Consider the following 17,475-nt stretch of genomic DNA (forward strand, 5'->3'; position numbering starts at 1 on the left):
CGTGTTTATTATATCACTTTGTTTTTTGTAATTAAAGTGCTTTGCGAATTTATTCACATTTCAAACATCGTCTATTTTAGTGTATAATAATAACATTAACAGGAGACGTATTCATGGAAAAGAAAGAGACTACACAAAAGTCAAACAAGAATCAAAAATCTTATAATAAAAATAAGAAATATCATACAGATAAAAAGAAACAAACAAGTACTGCTAAACCTGAAAAAAAGGTACAACAGCCTACAAAACAAGAACAACCAGTAAAGACTAAACCAAAACATAGTCGTAGCAATGGAACGAAATTAAGCAAATCAAATGTCAATCCACAACAACGTAGATCCAATCATACAAATCAAAAGCCACAGCAAAAACAAAACCGTAAACCACAGCCACAAAAACAAGCTCCAGTGCAAAAACCAAAGGAAAGCAAACAACGTCAACATAAAGATGTGACACTAAAAACAACTGAGGTATTTTACACTCGAAATCTGGAACCTTTAGAAACAGGTTTTGTATTTCCAAGTATTGAAATTATGAATCCGCTGGAAGAAGTGCTTGATTTACATGATATTCGTGAACCAAAAGTATACATTACACTACCTTCACTTGAAGATAATGCAATGATCAAAGATGCCAAACGCTTAGAAGTTCTACTCGAAAAATATCCAGATGTGAAGTTTTATCTCATCACAAATGAACCCGTGTATACACAATTGCGTCTTGCTAGAGAAAAACAACTCAAAGGTTTCGAGTTGCTATCCGACTTTAAATTACGTAATTTTGCAAGATATACAGGTACGTATATTTACGAAATTGAAAACCTTGTCAAAGCAGTATTCATTGTGGATCACCATGATCAACTAAAACATGTGGAATACTACGATGATTTATATTCAAACTTCCAAGTGGAAGTTCTTGATGTAGAAATCAGTAAAATTAACCAATAGATAGACAAAGAGGCAGTGTGAAACCGCCTCTTTTATATTACATTTCTAATTTCCAAAGTCCGTGGATGTTACAGTATTCATATACAGCAACAACTTCTTCACCTTTGATGTTGAATTCTGCATATGCTTTATCACCTGGGTGTAAACGTTTCATCATCATTCCATCTTTTGTTTCTACAACGATCATTTCGATCCAGTGAACATCAACCATTGGGTGTTCAACTTCACCGATTTGTACTTTTAATACGTCTCCATCATTTGAAACAATATATGGAACGTGTTTTTCACCAGCCCCATCTGATGTATTAGGTACTAATACTTCATTTTCCTTACCTGCACAAACATTTCCTTCAGATAATACAGCTACGATTGAATCGCAACCTTCACATTTAACAAATTGCATATCTTCCTCCTATATTTATTTATCTATATATAAAGGATAGCATTATATATCTTTTGTTGCATCTAAAGTGCTTGTGAAAAATCGTCTTGTTAGATGTCAAAGTTAATGCAATAGATGATTGCTGTAAACATGCATTATAAATATTTCTAAAAGGACACTCGACGTTTCTGTCAAGTACCCTTTCTTTAATATTCAAGCAACCCACACTATAATGCTTTTTTGCTTACTATAATTATTTATACGACTACTGTACATTTTGTTCTCTCTTTTATTCGTTGATTAATAAGTGTTCGAAAGTACGTAATAAGAGGACCTGTACAGAATGCTGTAATAAGTGTTCCTATTCCAATTGGAGCACCTAAAACAAAACCAATAGTCACACAAATACAATCACTAATAATTCGAATCCATCGAAATGGGATTCTTACATGAAGTTTTGTTTCAATAATAAGCCCAAATGCATCATATGGTGCTATCCCCAAGTCCCCTGACATATATAACGCTGCACCAAAGCAACATGCAAGTAAACCAAATGCGCAAAAACAAATTATTGTTACTGTGGAATATGGAATTTGTTGAATGTAGCTAAACATGAAATCCGCTAAATATCCAACAGCAAATACTCCTAGAAATGTTCCCAGATGAATCATAGAACGTGCATATCGAATCATCACTAAAAGTAAGATAACATTTGCAATCATTTGAACTGTACCAAAGTTAACTTGAAGTGTTTGTGCAATTCCTATATTCATAGTCACAAACGGATCCGTTCCTTGCATACTATAACGCATACAAGCAATTCCTAAACTTAGTATAATTACACCGCTAATGACAAGTCGTACTTGTAAAATCTTATTACTGAGATTCACTTGCAAGTGTTCCTGATTCAACGTTTGCTTCACTTGGTATTTCTACATTTTCAGTTTTAGTCTGTTCTTCTTTATGTAATTCTTGAACATCTAAAGATAACTGTTGTAGACGTGCTCCTTTTAATTTATAGAACTTACGGTAGATCGCTAAACTCAAAATAACAAAGATAATTGGGACAATACATGTTAACACACGAATTCCAGTAATTGCAGATGCTGATTGTTGTACATTTGGTACATAACCAACCAACGACAATCCAACTCCTGTTAATAATCCAGAAACTGCTTGTGCAAGTTTCATTAAGAATGTTTGTGCTGAACAGATAATACTTTCATTTCTTGTTCCAAATTTTAATTCCCCATAATCAATACAATCGGCAATTGCAACTGTTGTAACCCCTAAAGATAGACCTGAACCAAATTTCAAAATAAGACCTGACCCCATAACAAGTACTACACTATTTGGTGCATACATTCCAGAGATAAATAACAATAACATTCCAATAATTGGCATTCCGCATGCCACAACATAGGTTTTTTCTCTTGATAATAATTGACTAACTTTGGGAAATAACATTAAACCTAACATTTCTGCGAAAATCGTAAAGAAGAATAGTGAGAAGAATGTTTCATTTCCTACTACATATTTAAAGTAGTAAATCATAAATCCATTCAAAATTTGAATTGCTAAGTTAAATGTTAGCAACAAGCCAATAAAAGCCAATAATTGATCATTTTTCGTGATAACTTGAATCATCTTCTTTAATGTAATCTTTGCTCCCTTTTCTTGGTTAAGTGTAGATTTTTCTGGAACATTGGTTACTGTAATTCCAATTGTGATAATAAAGAAGATACTAATAAGAATTGAAATGATAAAGAATCCTGTTTGCTCATTTCCATTTCCTAGACCTTGAACTGCTTGTAATCCAAATGTTCCAACTAATAATCCTGCCAAACTTGCAAAGATTCTAGGAATCACGGATACTTTTTCACGTTCTTCAGGATCATTTGTTAAGTTAGGCAACCATGACCAATATGGAACATCCATAATCGTGTATGTCATTCCAAATACAACATATGCAACTGCAATATAGATATACAAGTTGGTTCCAGTTAATCCAAAGTTAGTAAACAACAAGATAAATGCCACCGCATTTAATAATGTTCCGATCGTTAACCAAATTCGAAACTTTCCAAATCGAGTACGTGTGTTGTCAATAAACATCCCCATAATCGGATCATTGATGGCATCCCAAATACGAGCACCAAAGAATAGTGATCCAACAAATGCTGGTGCTAAATATAATACATCTGTTAAGTAATACGATAAAAAGGTTCCCACAAAACATATAACTGCATCTTTCCCTAAGGCTCCTAGCCCAAAGGAATATTTTTGTCTAAAAGGTACTTTCATAATACATTTCCTCCTAATCAAGGTGCGCGCTTATCCTTAACTAAAGTATAGTATTGTGAAAGCGATTACAGTAGAGTATAATGTTTTCATAAACAGTCAAAATGTTATATTTTGTGTTAGAGGGATACGTGTATGGAAAGAAGTTATGTAAAGACTTTTGGTTTTGATGAACACCGTGATTTGAATCTTTTGTTTGCAGGTAAAGCAGAATGTAGTCCACTCCATAGTTATGGTCCTGCAGTTCGACCAAACTACATTTTTCATGTCATCACCAGAGGAAAAGGTGTCTACTATTTAGAAAATCAACGCTTTGAATTAGAAAGCGGCATGGGATTTCTTATTCCCCCAGAAATACAAACCTTTTATCAAGCAGATAAAGACGATCCTTGGGAATACTACTGGATTGCTTTTTCTGGAACACTTGCAAGTACATACATGAAAGCGTTGGGATATGATATGTATCATCCTGTCTTTCATGTAGACCAAATAGAAAGTATTCAATCAATTATTGAAGAGATATTATGCATAGATCAAATTCTCATTCAAGATGAGCTCATGTTAACATCACATTTATATCATTTGCTTTCAATTATTAAATTAAGTAATGATCACACAACTATCGCAAAAGATCAAAGCGCCAATCCATACATCCAAGATACTATTAATTACATAAAGGAAAACTATGCAACAAAGATTTCTATTAGTGAACTTGCAAACAGTTTATCCTTAAATAGAAGTTATCTTTCTTCATTATTTAAAAAAGAAATGAATGTAACTCTTCAACAATATATAACCGACTATCGTTTGACTCGAGCAAAGGAACTACTTGGTTTAAGTAATTTCACGATTGAAGAAATTGCTGAATATAGTGGATATCTTGATCCTTTAGTCTTTTCCAAAGCCTTCAAAAGAAAAACAGGCGTTACACCAAGTACATATCGAAAACAAGAGTATGAAAAGCAACAGGAGTTTGCTAGAACTGGTGAATCCTTAATGCTCAATGAAGACGCAAAAATCATGAAATAGAAAAAATGACAACAGCCATCAACTTAGACTGTTGTCATTTCTTTATTTTGCTTGGAAAACCCAAACCTTAGAATCAAAATCATGTGATGTTGGACGGCCATCAATCACCTGCCCACAAGAAGCATCACTACTTACAAATCCAATATTTTGTAGTTCATCCCCATAGTAAACTTGTTTACTTGAAATTTCTTCATACATATACTGTTCATTCAACCCTTGTAAGTATAAACGTGTAAATGGTCCATTTACTTCATTTAATACTTTATAATATCCAACGATTGCAGTTTTCTGATCTTGTGAAACCACCATCCAAGCAGTGTAATTTCCTTCAAATGGACTCATCAATCGATAGAAGGTTCCTTGGTGTATAATTTTTCGATATTGCTTCACAAATGAAATTTGTTGTCTTACCATTTCGCGGTCATCTTTCGATAATTTCGTTGGATCTAATTCATACCCAAAAGAACCAAAGTAGGCAACATTTCCACGTGTAGAAATTGGTGTTTCCCTAAATACTTGTTCATTTGGACTCACTGATACATGTGCACCAATCGAACTAAGTGGATATACCATAGAAGTACCATATTGAATCTTTAAACGCTCAATTGCGTCCGAATCATCGCTTGCCCAACCTTGTGGCGAGTAATACAGCATTCCTGGATCAAAACGTCCACCTCCTGATGCACAAAACTCAAATAAAATATCAGGAAATTCACTTGTAAGTCGTTCATACAAATCATAGACACCTAGTATATATCTATGGAACACTTCTCCTTGTCGCTCTGGTGGTAAAGATGATGTATATGGTTCTGTAATACATCGATTCATATCCCACTTAATGTAAGAAACTTTTGATTCATGAAGAATTTTCGCCATCATTTCATATATAGCATCAACTACTTGTTTTTGAGAGTAATCCAAAACATATTGATGACGACCATGTGAACAAGAACGATCTGGCGTTTGAATAATCCAATCCGGATGCTTGCGATACAAATCACTGTCTTCATTTACCATTTCTGGTTCAAACCACAATCCAAATTTCAGTCCTATCTCTTCAATACGATTTGCTAATCCATGTATACCATTTGGTAATAGATCACTATTTGCTACCCAGTCACCTAAACCAGCACGCTCATGACGACGACCGCCAAACCAACCATCATCAAGAACAAACAATTCTACACCATCTTCATAAGCTTGCTTGGCAAAGGTAACAAGTAAGTCTTCAGTAAAGTCCATTCCAGTTGCTTCCCAATTATTGATTAAGACTGGACGTTCTTTATCTCTCCAAACACCTCTAGCTAATCGGGTGCGGTATAGTGTATGAAATGCCTGACTCATGCCATTTAATCCACTTTGACTATAGGCAATGACAACCTCCGGTGCTTGGAAACTTTCATTAGGCTCTAATAGCCAATCAAAGGTCATCGGATTAATTCCCATACTTACACGCGCAACATCGTATGTATCTACTTCAACTTGTGCTAGAAAATTACCAGAATACACAAAACTAAATCCGATTACTTCTCCATTATGTTCTGTAGCATTTTCTCGTTTCAATGCAAGAAATGGATTTTGATAGTGACTTGATGATCCTCGATTACTTTCGATTGCTTGAATACCACTAGTTAACGGACGAAAGTGTGGTACTCTCTCACGACACCATGCCCCTGATAACTGCAACATTTCATATTTCATATCTGGTAAGTCTAATGACATACTCATCAATCGTTGCAAATGAAGTTTTTGTGTTCCCTCATTATGAATACGAACACTACGAGTGATGATTGGTAAATTTTCATAAATTGAATATGACAATACTACACGTAATTTTGTCACTGGATCTTTCAGTGTGATTTCTAATGTCTCTGCTTCATCATCGCTTTCAACATAAGTAGCAGGCAACCCTTTTAATGTTGGTTTTCCTTTTAGCACATTGTGACTTTCATAAACAAATGCACTAATCGTACTTCCATTTTCTTGTTGAACGGTTATGGCTGGTTGTCGAAAATCAGTAGATCCATAAACAGGAAACTCTTGCCGCAAATGCTCTCTAGAAAAGTCAACTTCTCCTTTATACACATATGCTGTATTTGGACGATATTCGTTTTCATGTAGATAGTCATAATGATCTCTAACATGTACTTTTTTTCCAAAGTATAAATTGCCTAATGAACCATCTTTCATTACTTCAAAAATGTAACTCATCTCATGATTTTGTAGGTGAAACACTTTTGTCTTTTCATTGATTACAATCATTATATAATGCCTCCTTGTAGCTATATGTTGATTGTAATCCCTTTCATTTCTTTCGAAGAGTTAGCTTCGTTGTAAGAAACAGTCAAAATGTTAGTTGTTTATGTAATCAATGCATCACAAGCTTTCCATACGAAATGAAATGTTGATAACACAAAATGACAATGCTATAATAATTTCAAACATTGAGGGGATGTGAGTATATGTTAGGGATGGTTATTACCAACATTGCATATTGGACAATTGCATTTGTAATTTATGGAATTCGTTTATCAAGCAAAAAGGCTCTGATTTTTGGTGATTATACATTTTATTACAAATTGGATGATGAAAAAAAAGAAAAATATATGGATGAATCTAGAATTCTTGTAAAAAAAGCACTAATTGCTTTGGGTATTGTGCTAAATTTTCCATTTGTTATTAATGCGTATATCACGAACGATACCATCGGTTTAGTACTACTAATTGCTTCTTATTTACTGTATGTAACTTGGTATTTACACGAAGATAGAAAACTAAAACAACGATTTACAAAAGAGTCTTCGAGATAGTGGTAAATCTACTTTTACAACTTATATAAACAATAGAAAAAGTAATCTAAAAACATCTCTAGGATGTTTTTTTAGTTATTACGTAATAGGTAAATCAATAATAATGATACCTTTATTTATACTGCAACTAAATCATTGAGTGAAGTGATGTTACTTCCTTTACTTCTATAGTACTCAATCATTTCATCAACTTTACGTTTATCATAACTTGTAATGCAATCCGAAATTACATTTACCGTGTATCCATTTTTCGTTAAATTATATACACTAGATTTGACACAAGCAATCGCATCAGCACCAGTGATATAAAACTCTGTGATTTCGTTTTCATTAATAAATGAAACAAATCCTTCACTTGTTAATATATTTCCTTTAGATTTTTCAAAAATGTGATCAGAAACTACATACAAATCAGAAGCTAATTCCGCACCTTTTGTGTTCGGTTTAAAAGTTCTTGTTCCTGATGACAAATTATAATGCTTAATATAAATAACCTCCATCTTATTTGCAGTTGCAAAGTCAATTGAATGGTTAATGTTATCGATAATGTCTTTATAGTTTTTTGTTATGTCGTTTTGAATATCTATTACTACTAATGCTTTTTTCATGATGCTGTCTCCTTTTATCGTAAATCTTTCTTTTTATTTAGAAAGATACTCTAAGGATATCATTTATAACTTGCCACACTGTGTCATATATTGTATTTTTCTAGTAATTTTTTTGCTTTTTCGATAATTCGCGTTCTTACCACATCAGGAGTAATAACTTTTACTTTATCACCACAAGAAAGTATATAACTATCTAATAAATCATTATTTGGCATCTCTGTATATACATATATACCTTCTTCTTTTATTTGGATATCTTCTTCCTCAAACTTTTCAAATACCCGAGTACGCATACTTACGTCAAATAAAAGTGTTACTTGAATCATTTCCATTTCGAAATCATCAGATCGTTCAAAAATGTTCTCTGGGATATCTCGTACAAAGTACTCATCAATCATTTCAATATCAGGAATTCTTGTAAGTTTAAAAAAGCGATAATCCTTTCTCATTGTGCAAAATCCATACAGATACCAATCAAAGGATTTAAACACTTACTTTAATGGTTCAACTGTCCGATTCGCTGCTTCTCCATTCCCATTATAATAAAGGAATTGTACTTTCTTATTACTAAAAATTGCACTTTGCAGTATTTGAAATACTTGTTTTCGTACACCATTTTTCGTCCAACTCGAATAATCAAATGCAAACCAATTCGTATTTTGCTTTTGAAATACTCCACTTAGTTTTGATAATAGTGCATCACTTGCATCATTATCGATTCCATTCACATTTTGTAAAGCCATAAGTATTTGACCTTGTTCTTCATCACTAAGCAACGATTTATTCAAGACAAAATTTTCTTGAATAAAAATACCACCATTTTTACCTTGCAAGGCATATATAGGAATACCTGCACTACTTAGTACATCGATATCTCTATAAATCGTTCGTTTAGACACTTCAAAGTGCTCAGCAAGTTTGCTAGCAGACATATTTCCTTTATCTAGTAAAAGATATATCATCTGAAAATATCGGTTATCTTTCATTTGTTATCCACCTTTTCTTAATTATACTAAACAACGCATTTCACGTCATTCAAATCATACAGATACTTTAAAAAGATAAATATTTAAAATCTAAAATCATTAATACTTTTAGTATCAAAACTTTATTGTATTTATGATATTATGATTATAGAAGAACAATCATATGTAAAGGAGATAGTCTATGAAAAAGAAGTTATTATTGGTCTTAGTATTATTATTGAGTACAGGATGTTTTGCGAACGGGAAATCTGCAAATGAAACGGATAAGAAAGAAGAAGCAAATGAGGTAAAAAAAGAAGAAGCAAATAATGAAGAATCAAAACAACCAGTTGAAACAAATCCAGTTAAAGATAATGAAACAATAAAGAATGAGTTGCTTAATAACGACCGAACGTCGATTGCTGGAGATTACGTAAACTCTAATGGCGATGTGGTTACGATAAACATAGATGGAACATTATATTTCCATGATCCTGAATTTGGTAGCAACCCAAGCAATCAACTTATATCCCCTGTTGAATATAATGAAAAAAACGACACATATTGGTGGGGTATTGGCAACAAAGATTCTGTAGGTGGATATGCTGCTGGAATTTATCTTCCTGGAACTGACATTGAGTGCTATGTACCCACGGATGATGGAAGTGAAAAAACAATCATCGTATCTACTAATAACGATAAAATTAGAATGACTTCAGGACAAGCGATGCCCGCTGAAAGTGATATTTACACCAAAAAGTAAGTTGTAATTATTTGCTTTAGTTATCATAAATAAGAATAGTTAATAATATACATGTAGGATACAAATGAACATACGTGTTATGTATTAACATATAGTTCGTAAGCGTCAAATAACTAGAGTAACCTAAAAAGAGCTAAGATTACACAAATATGGACACTTTTCACCTAACAAACTGACATCAAATTATAAGTGTTTCAAGTACAAATCTCTCGTCTATCATCGTGTAAAACACTAAGCACGATAGGATCTACTACAACTCTTTCAATTGTTTGTTCAGTTATGTATATTTTTATAAGATACCAAATAACGAAGATATATCATCTTCATTAAGAATTCGCTTGCTTTTCACATGAACATTTTCTAACATACTTTCTACTTTATTAGCAATTGCAACATCAATAAAGCGGTCAACTTCAATTCCACGCAAGCGGAAGAATAATAGTGGGTCATTATCAAAGCGAGCTCCCACACCATATAATACAGCTGCAACATGTTTACACATATTTGCCCAATCAGGACAACTGCAGTTAAAGCTTATCTCTTTTGGTGATGGAAATAAGCCTTCGCTTGAAAGGAAAACATCTTTTAATTCTTCAGGGAATTGCCCACTAACAAGGGCTTCTAAATTCTCAATTTTATGGCTGCTTTTTTGAATAATTACTTGGCACTTTGCTTCTGAAAGTGGGCTGATTCGGACTTCAATTTTGTATGGAGTTTTGCGATTTCCTTGTACTCTTGCAGCAATTTTTCCTTTTTCGATTTTCAAATCAATAACCGTTCCCATTCGAACATAACGTTTTCCTCTTGGTAATCGAGAATCATAATCAGCATATCTCTCAAGATTCGTACACCATGCTTTACCCCACCAGTTATTGGCAATACTTCTACCAGTAATAATTATAGGTTCTAATTCCACACCTTTTTCCTTCATCTTTTTCTGCGAATTAGATGAATTAGTTTTTAATGTACTCTCTGATGGTTGATCATAGTATGATTCGGACTTCCAATAATTTCTACTCATATCCTGCTCCTGTATCTAGTTTTAACATATCCATTAATTCTTGGTTGCTCATCTCTGTAATCCAGTTTTCTCCGCCAGAGCCAATTACATTTTCAGCAAGTTCTTTTTTTGAATTAATTAGTGCATCGATTTTTTCTTCAATCGTGCCTCTACAAACAAATTTATGTACCATTACATTTTGCTTTTGACCAATACGGTAAGCACGATCTGTTGCCTGATTTTCAACCGCTGGATTCCACCAACGATCAAAATGAATGACATGACTTGCTTTTGTCAAATTCAAACCAGTCCCTCCTGCTTTTAAAGATAAAATTACATACGGAACATATTCTTCCCCTTGAAATGTATCAACAATTTCTTGGCGTTTTTTAATTGAAGTCTTTCCGTGCAATACAAGTCCTTTTTGTTTAAAGATACCTGTTAGAAAATCTTGCAGTTGAGGTATCACTTCAGTAAACTGAGTGAAAATTAATAGACGTTCTCTTTTTTCATAAATCGTCTCGCATAACTCGCGTAAATATTCAAACTTTCCACTTTCGTTTGGTGTATAAATCTCTTGTCCTAAATATTGATCTGGGTGATTACATAATTGTTTAAACTTTGTTAAATATGCAAGTACTACCCCGCGTCGATTGATTCCTTCCACTTCATGTAAAGTTCTACCTAAATCATCAACAAGTTTACGATACAATACCACTTGTTTCTTCGACAAATTAATGTGATCAATCATTTCGATTTTGTCCGGTAAATCACTAATAATCTTTTTATCAGATTTTAAACGACGTAACATAAATGGTGAAACAATAGATTTTAAACGTGCATAACCTGAAGCTTCTTTAGCTAGTTCCTTACAGAAATCACCAAATTCTGTTGAAGTCCCAAGCAATCCTTTGTTAAGAAAATCAAATAATGACCATAAGTTTGTCAAATTATTCTCAATCGGTGTTCCTGTCATTATAATGCGCATTCTTCCTTGTAGTTTCTTGATCGCTCTTGTTTGTTTTGTTGATGGATTTTTAATCGCTTGTGCTTCATCTAGAATAAGTGTATCCCATACTTCATCTTTGATACTTTCTATGCGACTAGCCATTCCATATGTTGTCATCACCAAAAATGATGATTGTTCTTTAAAATCAAGTTCTAACAGTTTTGCACTTTTCCCATGCAAAATATAGTAATCCATTTCAGGTGCAAATTTATTGATCTCTTTTTCCCAGTTTCCTAATAATGATGCAGGAACCACAAGTAATACTTTTGCGTCCGTTTTTGTAGTACGTAAACGCTCTAAATAAGCTAGAACTTGTACCGTTTTACCTAACCCCATATCATCAGCGATACATGCTCCTAAACCTAGTTGATGCATATAATCGAGCCAGTGAAATCCATTTTTTTGATATGGACGTAAGGTTGCTAGAAAACTACTCGGTTCTTTTGCCCCTTTGATAATTGATGGTGTTCTCAATTTATGCAAGAATTTATTCATCCACATTCCATTACTTATATATACATTGCCATCTGGATCTTCTGTGTCGTCTGTTCCATGCAATCCCATTCGTAATGCTTCAAATAAACTTACATCATCACGATCAACTTCGTCAATTTGATCTAGCAATTTTTGTAACTTCTCATGATTGACTTCTACCCATTTTCCTTTTAGTAATGCAAGTCCTTCACTTTCCTTTAAAAGTTGTTCCACTTCTTGTCTTGTCAGTTCCACTCCATCAACCATAAGTTTTGGTTGCAAACTCAACAATGAATCTGCCCCAAGTAGTGTAGGTTCTTTTTCTCCTAGTACCACATTCATTGAAACCGACGCACTCTTCTGCTTCCACCAATCTGGAACTCGGCACAAGACACCAGCTTGTTCAATTGCCGGTATATCTTTTAAAAATTGATATGCTTCTTGTTCGTCTAAGCCAAGTGAATGAAATAATTCACCACTTTCAATAAACCCACCAATTAGATTTGATACATCTGCGACTTTATTTAAACAACCTAGAAGCTGCAAAAGTTTTGAACGGTCATTCTTAAACTCTGTCAGTGCATACGCCAAAGGTACATGTTTTACTTTTCCTTTACTTTCTTCTGTAGCATATGTAGCTAAAAATGCAAATGGATATTCCCCCTCCTTGTTTTCGACCAAATGAAAAAAGACACGTTCAGGCACTCGTAAATTTTGGCTTTTTTCAGTAATATATAAATTTACAGAACCTTTATAAGCTTTAATCTCAGTTCTAAATATTTTGAGTAATTCTTTAATTATATTTGCAATCCATTTCTTATCAACATATTCATTACCAACAACAAATGGTACCTTACTTAATAAGTCATTCATCGCATTTTTTGATAACTTAAGTTTTGCTTTATCTCTTAACAATTCCAGGTCAGGACTATTCGTTATTTCTCTAAAAAAAGTCTGAACTATTTCTCGCAAGTAATATGCAGAGAAACTAATAGAATCCTCAGTGTTATGCAAGCCAAATTGATATAATGCATAGTAGCGATTTTTCAAAAAAGCTTGTTTCCATTTTTCTTGTTCGTGACTAAGAACGATTTGCGGCTGATCAACCACAAAGCTATCTGTGGTAAAAATGAATTCTAATTTATTATGTTTTGTCATACAACCCCCATATATTTGCCTATAGTATACCATGACAAATTGATACAAGTAGATATTCTATTGCAATATCTACACTTTTTATGACACTACACACAAGAACAATAATACGTTATGCATATCAAGAAAGTAAAAAATCATCAATTATAAATATTGCTTTAATGCCTCCATATATGACTCCTTTAAATAGTAAACTTCTTTAGTTTCACAATACGTTAATACATACTGATTAGAATAGTCATCAAGTCTTGTTACTATCCATCTTAGTTTTTCACCATAATAAATTAGACAAGGTGTTACTGGTCCATAGCCATATTCGCATTCAAAATGAGTTACGGTATTACAATTCTCACAATAAATAATGAAATTTGTACTGTATATTTTCTTTATTAGGGTTCCACAATTTGGACATTCTATAATATCACTTTCCATAATATCCCCGTTTTCTGTTTCTATAAAACATTATCTTTATTATCATTTTAAATTATTTCTTAAGTAGATCATTTCGCATTATTGATTTCTTCTCCACTAAACAAAACGCCATCTTAATCCATATGATGCAATCCATGTATAGTTATATGATGGATCAACTTCCAAGACTAAGCCATCATAAAAATAGACGATACAATCTTTCACTAGAATAGAAGCTTCATAAATAATCCCAGTTTTATTATCACTCGATGGCCTGAGGCTCATTGTATTTACTCCTTCAAAAACTAGTTCTATTGTATCAGTTATTTGACTATCAATTAACATTGTTATTATTCTTTTCGAATCTAAGGGATTCATACTTTTATCACTAGAAACATATCCTCCACTTACATAATTAAGTGATTTTATAATTGAGTCATGAAAGCACATAGTTTCATTCATTAACTTATCAATGTCTTTTTGATCTTCTATATAATTCCACCCTTCTAATTTACTATTTAGAATTCTGTTTTCAAAAATACTATTTGATACTGCTATAGACTCGCCTTTAAGCAATTTTAATAAAGTATCGCTATCCTCATATAACCATTTGGGACCATTATATTCAGAAAACACGATTTCAGGTTCCAGAAGATTTCTATAACTATCTAGAGTTGAAGTTGAGTATTCAATAATCCAATCTTCTGGTACGTCCGGGATAACTGTATTAATTATTACTTCTGTAGAATCTTTTTCTTTATTAATATAATCAAATAATTTTAAATAGTCTCCATCCTCACTTGGTACTCTAACAAGTTGTTTTTTGTGCCAACCTGTATTTATTATTGCATATACTTCCGATTTAAAATATTTCTCTCTTGTTTTATCATACACCCTAACAAACATCGAATTTCTCCTCATACTATACGAATCAAAAACTTCAATCACACATACATTAAATTATATTAATATTTATCCAATATCACTTTTGATTCAATATTTGTGCAAATCTGAATAAATTATTAACAACCTCATTATAACTGATATCAGGAACATATGGATTTTCTTCTTTATAGTTTTCCCACATTGAGTTTAATGAATTCTCATTTCTAATATCTTCTATAATCTCTTCCCAATCATTAAGCAGTTCTAAAGACATACGTTCTGTTGCTGTACGTACTACAGCTTCTTTCAATACATTCATCATAATTCTATTCTCATTCATTTGAAGTAGTGCATACATATCGTAAAAATCTCTCATACGTGTAGTTGCAATATTTCGTCGAATTATTGTTTCATATTTCTCAGCAAGAATCGTTTCCAATGGATACGCTTTTATTTGAATTGGACTGTCGTCAAACATTCTATCGTATGAATACAGTATTGCGTTTGGTGTAATAATATCACCAGTAGTTATATCAATTTTCATTGGAATTCTCATCTTTCCAAATTGAACAATTAAATGAACTCTGAAATTTTCATATTGATCTTCTTCTCGAATGTTAGAAATAGAATCAAATACAAATGTTATCCCATCACCAAGATCTATATTAATTATTTCTCTAATTACCTTTTCAATGTTGGTAGAATTCATATTCAAACCTTGTATCGTTGTATCAAGATCCATTGTTGTTCTAGAAGTAACACCTATAATGGACGCAATCAAGATACCACCTTTAACAATAAAGTTATCTTTGTATTGTGATTTTTCTAATTTAGATAGGAATTGTTCAAACATGACCATTTGTAGCACCTCTTGAGCACGCAAATGATTCTTTTCAGCAAATGCACGTATTTTCCCTTTTAATTGTTCTGGTGTCAGTTTCATGTTAGCACCTCTATATAATTTCTTACTTTAGCTTCAACATTAAGGACCTTAGAATACTTTATTAGTTTTCTCAAGTCCTTTCTATCCGATTTAAAATACATTTTAATCGCATCCTGATAAATTTGTATATCCATATTTTTTTTGTCTTTGATGATATCACAAATACATCTCTCCTTATTATAAACATTTACTTTTCCTCCTTGTGGAGAAGTAACTTCTTCAATTCCAAGTGAGAATAATGTATTTTTCACATAGTGAACCTTTAGTATATTGCGATTATTTTTTAGCCGATTAACATTATATCCTTGAGGAACACTTATGTGTATTTTTTGAGGTGTTCTGTCTGATAACCCATGTAGGAAAAGCGCAGTATTATAGGAGTATACTACTTTACTTCTTTTTGCTTGCAGTAATTCATATTCGTCAATAAATTCATCTGGCAAACTATACACTCCTCGCTTTACACGATTTAGTTTACCTTGTTTGGTAAACTCTGCTAAAACATGTCTACCGACCCCAAGTTTACATGCCTGTTTAACACTTATATATTCATTATTGCTAAGAAACTTAGTTATTATTGAAAAATGATTAGTCATATTATCACCACCTTACAAACGTACTTTAATTATAGCAATTTTAAGTACATTTGTAAAACTGACATATTATTCAATCAAATACATACAACAAAAAAGTTCAAAGAATTGGAACTGTTATCAATATAAAGAAAAAGCCGAAATATCGACGCATATTATTTCTACTCTACTCCCACTTGATTATACTGAATGGATACTGAACATATTTGTTTAGTTTTTGGTTGCTTTTATTACTATTTTCTATAGTTGCTATACTATCTATATTTTTTGACAAGAAAATAGTATCAAATTAGTATCATTTTATTCATCATTGTTTAGATTTAACCAATAACATAAATGAGGGTTATAGACTAGTACATTCTTTTATGCTAATCTAAAAAAAGAGGATATCCAATGAAAATAATAATGACTAAAAAATTTAGTAAGAAGCAGATAGATGCTATAAATACTAATCTTCTACAGTTACCCAAAAAAATAACTGGAACCGAAAAAATGAAAAGAGTGATTTTCGATATGACTGTCTTTTTAATGCTTATCATTTATGCATATCTAAAATATGAGTTTTCTATTGCGTTTATATCTCTCGTAGTATTAACTATTATAATGATTGGATTTCTATTATACTATCATACCAATGAAAGAAAAAATTATATTTTAGAGTTATTTTTTCTTAGAATCAAGGGTAACATCAATACTAAATCTAAATATGAAATTAAAGTAGATGAAGATAGAATATTGATTTTAAAAAGTGGGAAGAAATATGAAGGAATATATGGATTATTATCCTGGAATGAGTTAATCGTATGTGCTGTAGAAAATGATAAAAAAGAAAAAAAGTTAGCTTTTCTTAATTTAGATAGCAATGATAAAACTGAATTTATTAATAAAGTAAAAGATATCTATAATTTGTCTTTAGAGCATGTTGATAACAATGAAAGGCTAAGTAATTATTTAAAATAACATTACTCATCAAAATGATTCTTTAGAACTAAGAGTCCAATGACGCTGATTTCATTTTTTCAAATTTCGTTCTTATGTTACAATTTATAAGATAAAAAATTGACAGTGTAAAAATTTTGTCTAAAAAATCCTCCCTTGGTAGAACGAAAATAACTACCAAAGGAGGATTTTTAATATGAGTAAGAAAGATATCATTAAAATGATAAGAGAAGAATATGGTGTAACTACACCAAATGATGT

18 protein-coding genes are annotated in these 17,475 nt (G+C 32.2%); 5 read left to right on the forward strand and 13 right to left on the reverse strand.

What is annotated here, in order from left to right; all coding sequences use genetic code 11:
- Window positions 1–113 precede the first annotated feature (113 nt).
- Entirely contained in the window at window positions 114–947 is an 834-nt protein-coding gene (locus M2098_RS08510) for a hypothetical protein (RefSeq protein ID WP_280683598.1), read from the forward strand.
- A gap of 37 nt (window positions 948–984) precedes the next feature.
- Here M2098_RS08510 and M2098_RS08515 read toward each other — a convergent pair whose 3' ends face one another.
- From M2098_RS08515 to melB, 3 genes are all read right to left on the reverse strand, one after another.
- The gene (locus tag M2098_RS08515) at window positions 985–1,350 is read right to left on the reverse strand and encodes a desulfoferrodoxin family protein (protein WP_280683600.1); all 366 of its coding nucleotides are present in this window, start codon (window positions 1,348–1,350) and stop codon (window positions 985–987) included.
- Window positions 1,351–1,586: 236 nt separating this feature from the next.
- The gene (locus M2098_RS08520; protein ID WP_280683602.1) at window positions 1,587–2,252 is read right to left on the reverse strand and encodes a DUF6198 family protein; all 666 of its coding nucleotides are present in this window, start codon (window positions 2,250–2,252) and stop codon (window positions 1,587–1,589) included.
- Complete coding sequence (melB, locus tag M2098_RS08525) at window positions 2,206–3,633, reverse strand: melibiose:sodium transporter MelB (RefSeq protein WP_280683604.1); 1,428 nt, start codon at window positions 3,631–3,633, stop codon at window positions 2,206–2,208. Before melB ends, M2098_RS08520 begins: the two co-directional genes overlap by 47 nt.
- Before the next feature lie 132 nt (window positions 3,634–3,765).
- Here melB and M2098_RS08530 point away from each other — a divergent pair, with 132 nt between their 5' ends.
- The gene (locus M2098_RS08530; RefSeq protein ID WP_280683606.1) at window positions 3,766–4,659 is read left to right on the forward strand and encodes an AraC family transcriptional regulator; all 894 of its coding nucleotides are present in this window, start codon (window positions 3,766–3,768) and stop codon (window positions 4,657–4,659) included.
- Between the two features lie 42 nt (window positions 4,660–4,701).
- Here the strand turns inward: M2098_RS08530 and M2098_RS08535 are convergent, their stop codons facing one another.
- Window positions 4,702–6,921, reverse strand: coding sequence for an alpha-galactosidase (locus tag M2098_RS08535; RefSeq protein ID WP_280683608.1), 2,220 nt, complete (start codon window positions 6,919–6,921; stop codon window positions 4,702–4,704).
- A 200-nt stretch (window positions 6,922–7,121) separates the two neighbouring features.
- Between M2098_RS08535 and M2098_RS08540 the strand changes: the two genes are divergently transcribed.
- Window positions 7,122–7,469, forward strand: coding sequence for a hypothetical protein (locus tag M2098_RS08540; protein WP_280683610.1), 348 nt, complete (start codon window positions 7,122–7,124; stop codon window positions 7,467–7,469).
- A 116-nt stretch (window positions 7,470–7,585) separates the two neighbouring features.
- Here the strand turns inward: M2098_RS08540 and M2098_RS08545 are convergent, their stop codons facing one another.
- From M2098_RS08545 to M2098_RS08555, 3 genes are all read right to left on the reverse strand, one after another.
- A complete protein-coding gene (locus M2098_RS08545) occupies window positions 7,586–8,077 on the reverse strand; it encodes an isochorismatase family cysteine hydrolase (RefSeq protein ID WP_280683612.1) in 492 nt (163 codons plus the stop codon).
- 83 nt (window positions 8,078–8,160) lie between these two features.
- A complete protein-coding gene (locus M2098_RS08550; protein WP_280683613.1) occupies window positions 8,161–8,568 on the reverse strand; it encodes a WYL domain-containing protein in 408 nt (135 codons plus the stop codon).
- On the reverse strand, window positions 8,569–9,063 hold the full coding sequence (locus tag M2098_RS08555; protein WP_280683614.1) for an HTH domain-containing protein: 495 nt from the start codon (window positions 9,061–9,063) through the stop codon (window positions 8,569–8,571).
- A gap of 181 nt (window positions 9,064–9,244) precedes the next feature.
- On the opposite strand from M2098_RS08555, the gene M2098_RS08560 reads away from it, so the two are divergent.
- The gene (locus tag M2098_RS08560) at window positions 9,245–9,805 is read left to right on the forward strand and encodes a hypothetical protein (protein ID WP_280683615.1); all 561 of its coding nucleotides are present in this window, start codon (window positions 9,245–9,247) and stop codon (window positions 9,803–9,805) included.
- A gap of 289 nt (window positions 9,806–10,094) precedes the next feature.
- Here M2098_RS08560 and M2098_RS08565 read toward each other — a convergent pair whose 3' ends face one another.
- The 6 genes from M2098_RS08565 to M2098_RS08590 all read right to left on the reverse strand — a co-directional run bounded on the left by M2098_RS08565 (window position 10,095) and on the right by M2098_RS08590 (window position 16,278).
- A complete protein-coding gene (locus M2098_RS08565; protein ID WP_280683616.1) occupies window positions 10,095–10,826 on the reverse strand; it encodes an SWIM zinc finger family protein in 732 nt (243 codons plus the stop codon).
- Window positions 10,819–13,446, reverse strand: coding sequence for a DEAD/DEAH box helicase (locus M2098_RS08570; RefSeq protein ID WP_280683618.1), 2,628 nt, complete (start codon window positions 13,444–13,446; stop codon window positions 10,819–10,821). Before M2098_RS08570 ends, M2098_RS08565 begins: the two co-directional genes overlap by 8 nt.
- 141 nt (window positions 13,447–13,587) lie before the next feature.
- Window positions 13,588–13,875, reverse strand: coding sequence for a hypothetical protein (locus M2098_RS08575; RefSeq protein WP_280683619.1), 288 nt, complete (start codon window positions 13,873–13,875; stop codon window positions 13,588–13,590).
- 96 nt (window positions 13,876–13,971) lie between these two features.
- Window positions 13,972–14,760 (reverse strand): hypothetical protein, encoded by a 789-nt coding sequence (locus M2098_RS08580; protein ID WP_280683621.1) that lies wholly within the window; start codon window positions 14,758–14,760, stop codon window positions 13,972–13,974.
- 76 nt (window positions 14,761–14,836) lie between these two features.
- On the reverse strand, window positions 14,837–15,682 hold the full coding sequence (locus M2098_RS08585; protein WP_280683623.1) for a nucleotidyl transferase AbiEii/AbiGii toxin family protein: 846 nt from the start codon (window positions 15,680–15,682) through the stop codon (window positions 14,837–14,839).
- Window positions 15,679–16,278, reverse strand: a complete 600-nt coding sequence (locus M2098_RS08590) for an abortive infection protein (RefSeq protein WP_280683625.1) — start codon at window positions 16,276–16,278, stop codon at window positions 15,679–15,681. Before M2098_RS08590 ends, M2098_RS08585 begins: the two co-directional genes overlap by 4 nt.
- 390 nt (window positions 16,279–16,668) lie before the next feature.
- Here M2098_RS08590 and M2098_RS08595 point away from each other — a divergent pair, with 390 nt between their 5' ends.
- Complete coding sequence (locus tag M2098_RS08595; protein WP_280683627.1) at window positions 16,669–17,235, forward strand: hypothetical protein; 567 nt, start codon at window positions 16,669–16,671, stop codon at window positions 17,233–17,235.
- Window positions 17,236–17,475 lie beyond the last annotated feature (240 nt).

This window comes from Breznakia sp. PFB1-19 (assembly GCF_029893935.1).
Taxonomy (GTDB): domain Bacteria; phylum Bacillota_I; class Bacilli_A; order Erysipelotrichales; family Erysipelotrichaceae; genus Breznakia; species Breznakia blatticola.

Excerpts from the sequence above, each read along its gene's own strand:
- M2098_RS08510 (WP_280683598.1), top strand. The coding sequence starts at position 114 with ATGGAAAAGAAAGAGACTACACAAAAGTCAAACAAGAATCAAAAATCT.
- M2098_RS08515 (WP_280683600.1), bottom strand. The coding sequence starts at position 1,350 with ATGCAATTTGTTAAATGTGAAGGTTGCGATTCAATCGTAGCTGTATTA.
- melB (WP_280683604.1), bottom strand. The coding sequence starts at position 3,633 with ATGAAAGTACCTTTTAGACAAAAATATTCCTTTGGGCTAGGAGCCTTA.
- M2098_RS08530 (WP_280683606.1), top strand. The coding sequence starts at position 3,766 with ATGGAAAGAAGTTATGTAAAGACTTTTGGTTTTGATGAACACCGTGAT.
- M2098_RS08535 (WP_280683608.1), bottom strand. The coding sequence starts at position 6,921 with ATGATTGTAATCAATGAAAAGACAAAAGTGTTTCACCTACAAAATCAT.
- M2098_RS08540 (WP_280683610.1), top strand. The coding sequence starts at position 7,122 with ATGTTAGGGATGGTTATTACCAACATTGCATATTGGACAATTGCATTT.
- M2098_RS08545 (WP_280683612.1), bottom strand. The coding sequence starts at position 8,077 with ATGAAAAAAGCATTAGTAGTAATAGATATTCAAAACGACATAACAAAA.
- M2098_RS08555 (WP_280683614.1), bottom strand. The coding sequence starts at position 9,063 with ATGAAAGATAACCGATATTTTCAGATGATATATCTTTTACTAGATAAA.
- M2098_RS08560 (WP_280683615.1), top strand. The coding sequence starts at position 9,245 with ATGAAAAAGAAGTTATTATTGGTCTTAGTATTATTATTGAGTACAGGA.
- M2098_RS08565 (WP_280683616.1), bottom strand. The coding sequence starts at position 10,826 with ATGAGTAGAAATTATTGGAAGTCCGAATCATACTATGATCAACCATCA.
- M2098_RS08570 (WP_280683618.1), bottom strand. The coding sequence starts at position 13,446 with ATGACAAAACATAATAAATTAGAATTCATTTTTACCACAGATAGCTTT.
- M2098_RS08575 (WP_280683619.1), bottom strand. The coding sequence starts at position 13,875 with ATGGAAAGTGATATTATAGAATGTCCAAATTGTGGAACCCTAATAAAG.
- M2098_RS08580 (WP_280683621.1), bottom strand. The coding sequence starts at position 14,760 with ATGTTTGTTAGGGTGTATGATAAAACAAGAGAGAAATATTTTAAATCG.
- M2098_RS08585 (WP_280683623.1), bottom strand. The coding sequence starts at position 15,682 with ATGAAACTGACACCAGAACAATTAAAAGGGAAAATACGTGCATTTGCT.
- M2098_RS08590 (WP_280683625.1), bottom strand. The coding sequence starts at position 16,278 with ATGACTAATCATTTTTCAATAATAACTAAGTTTCTTAGCAATAATGAA.
- M2098_RS08595 (WP_280683627.1), top strand. The coding sequence starts at position 16,669 with ATGAAAATAATAATGACTAAAAAATTTAGTAAGAAGCAGATAGATGCT.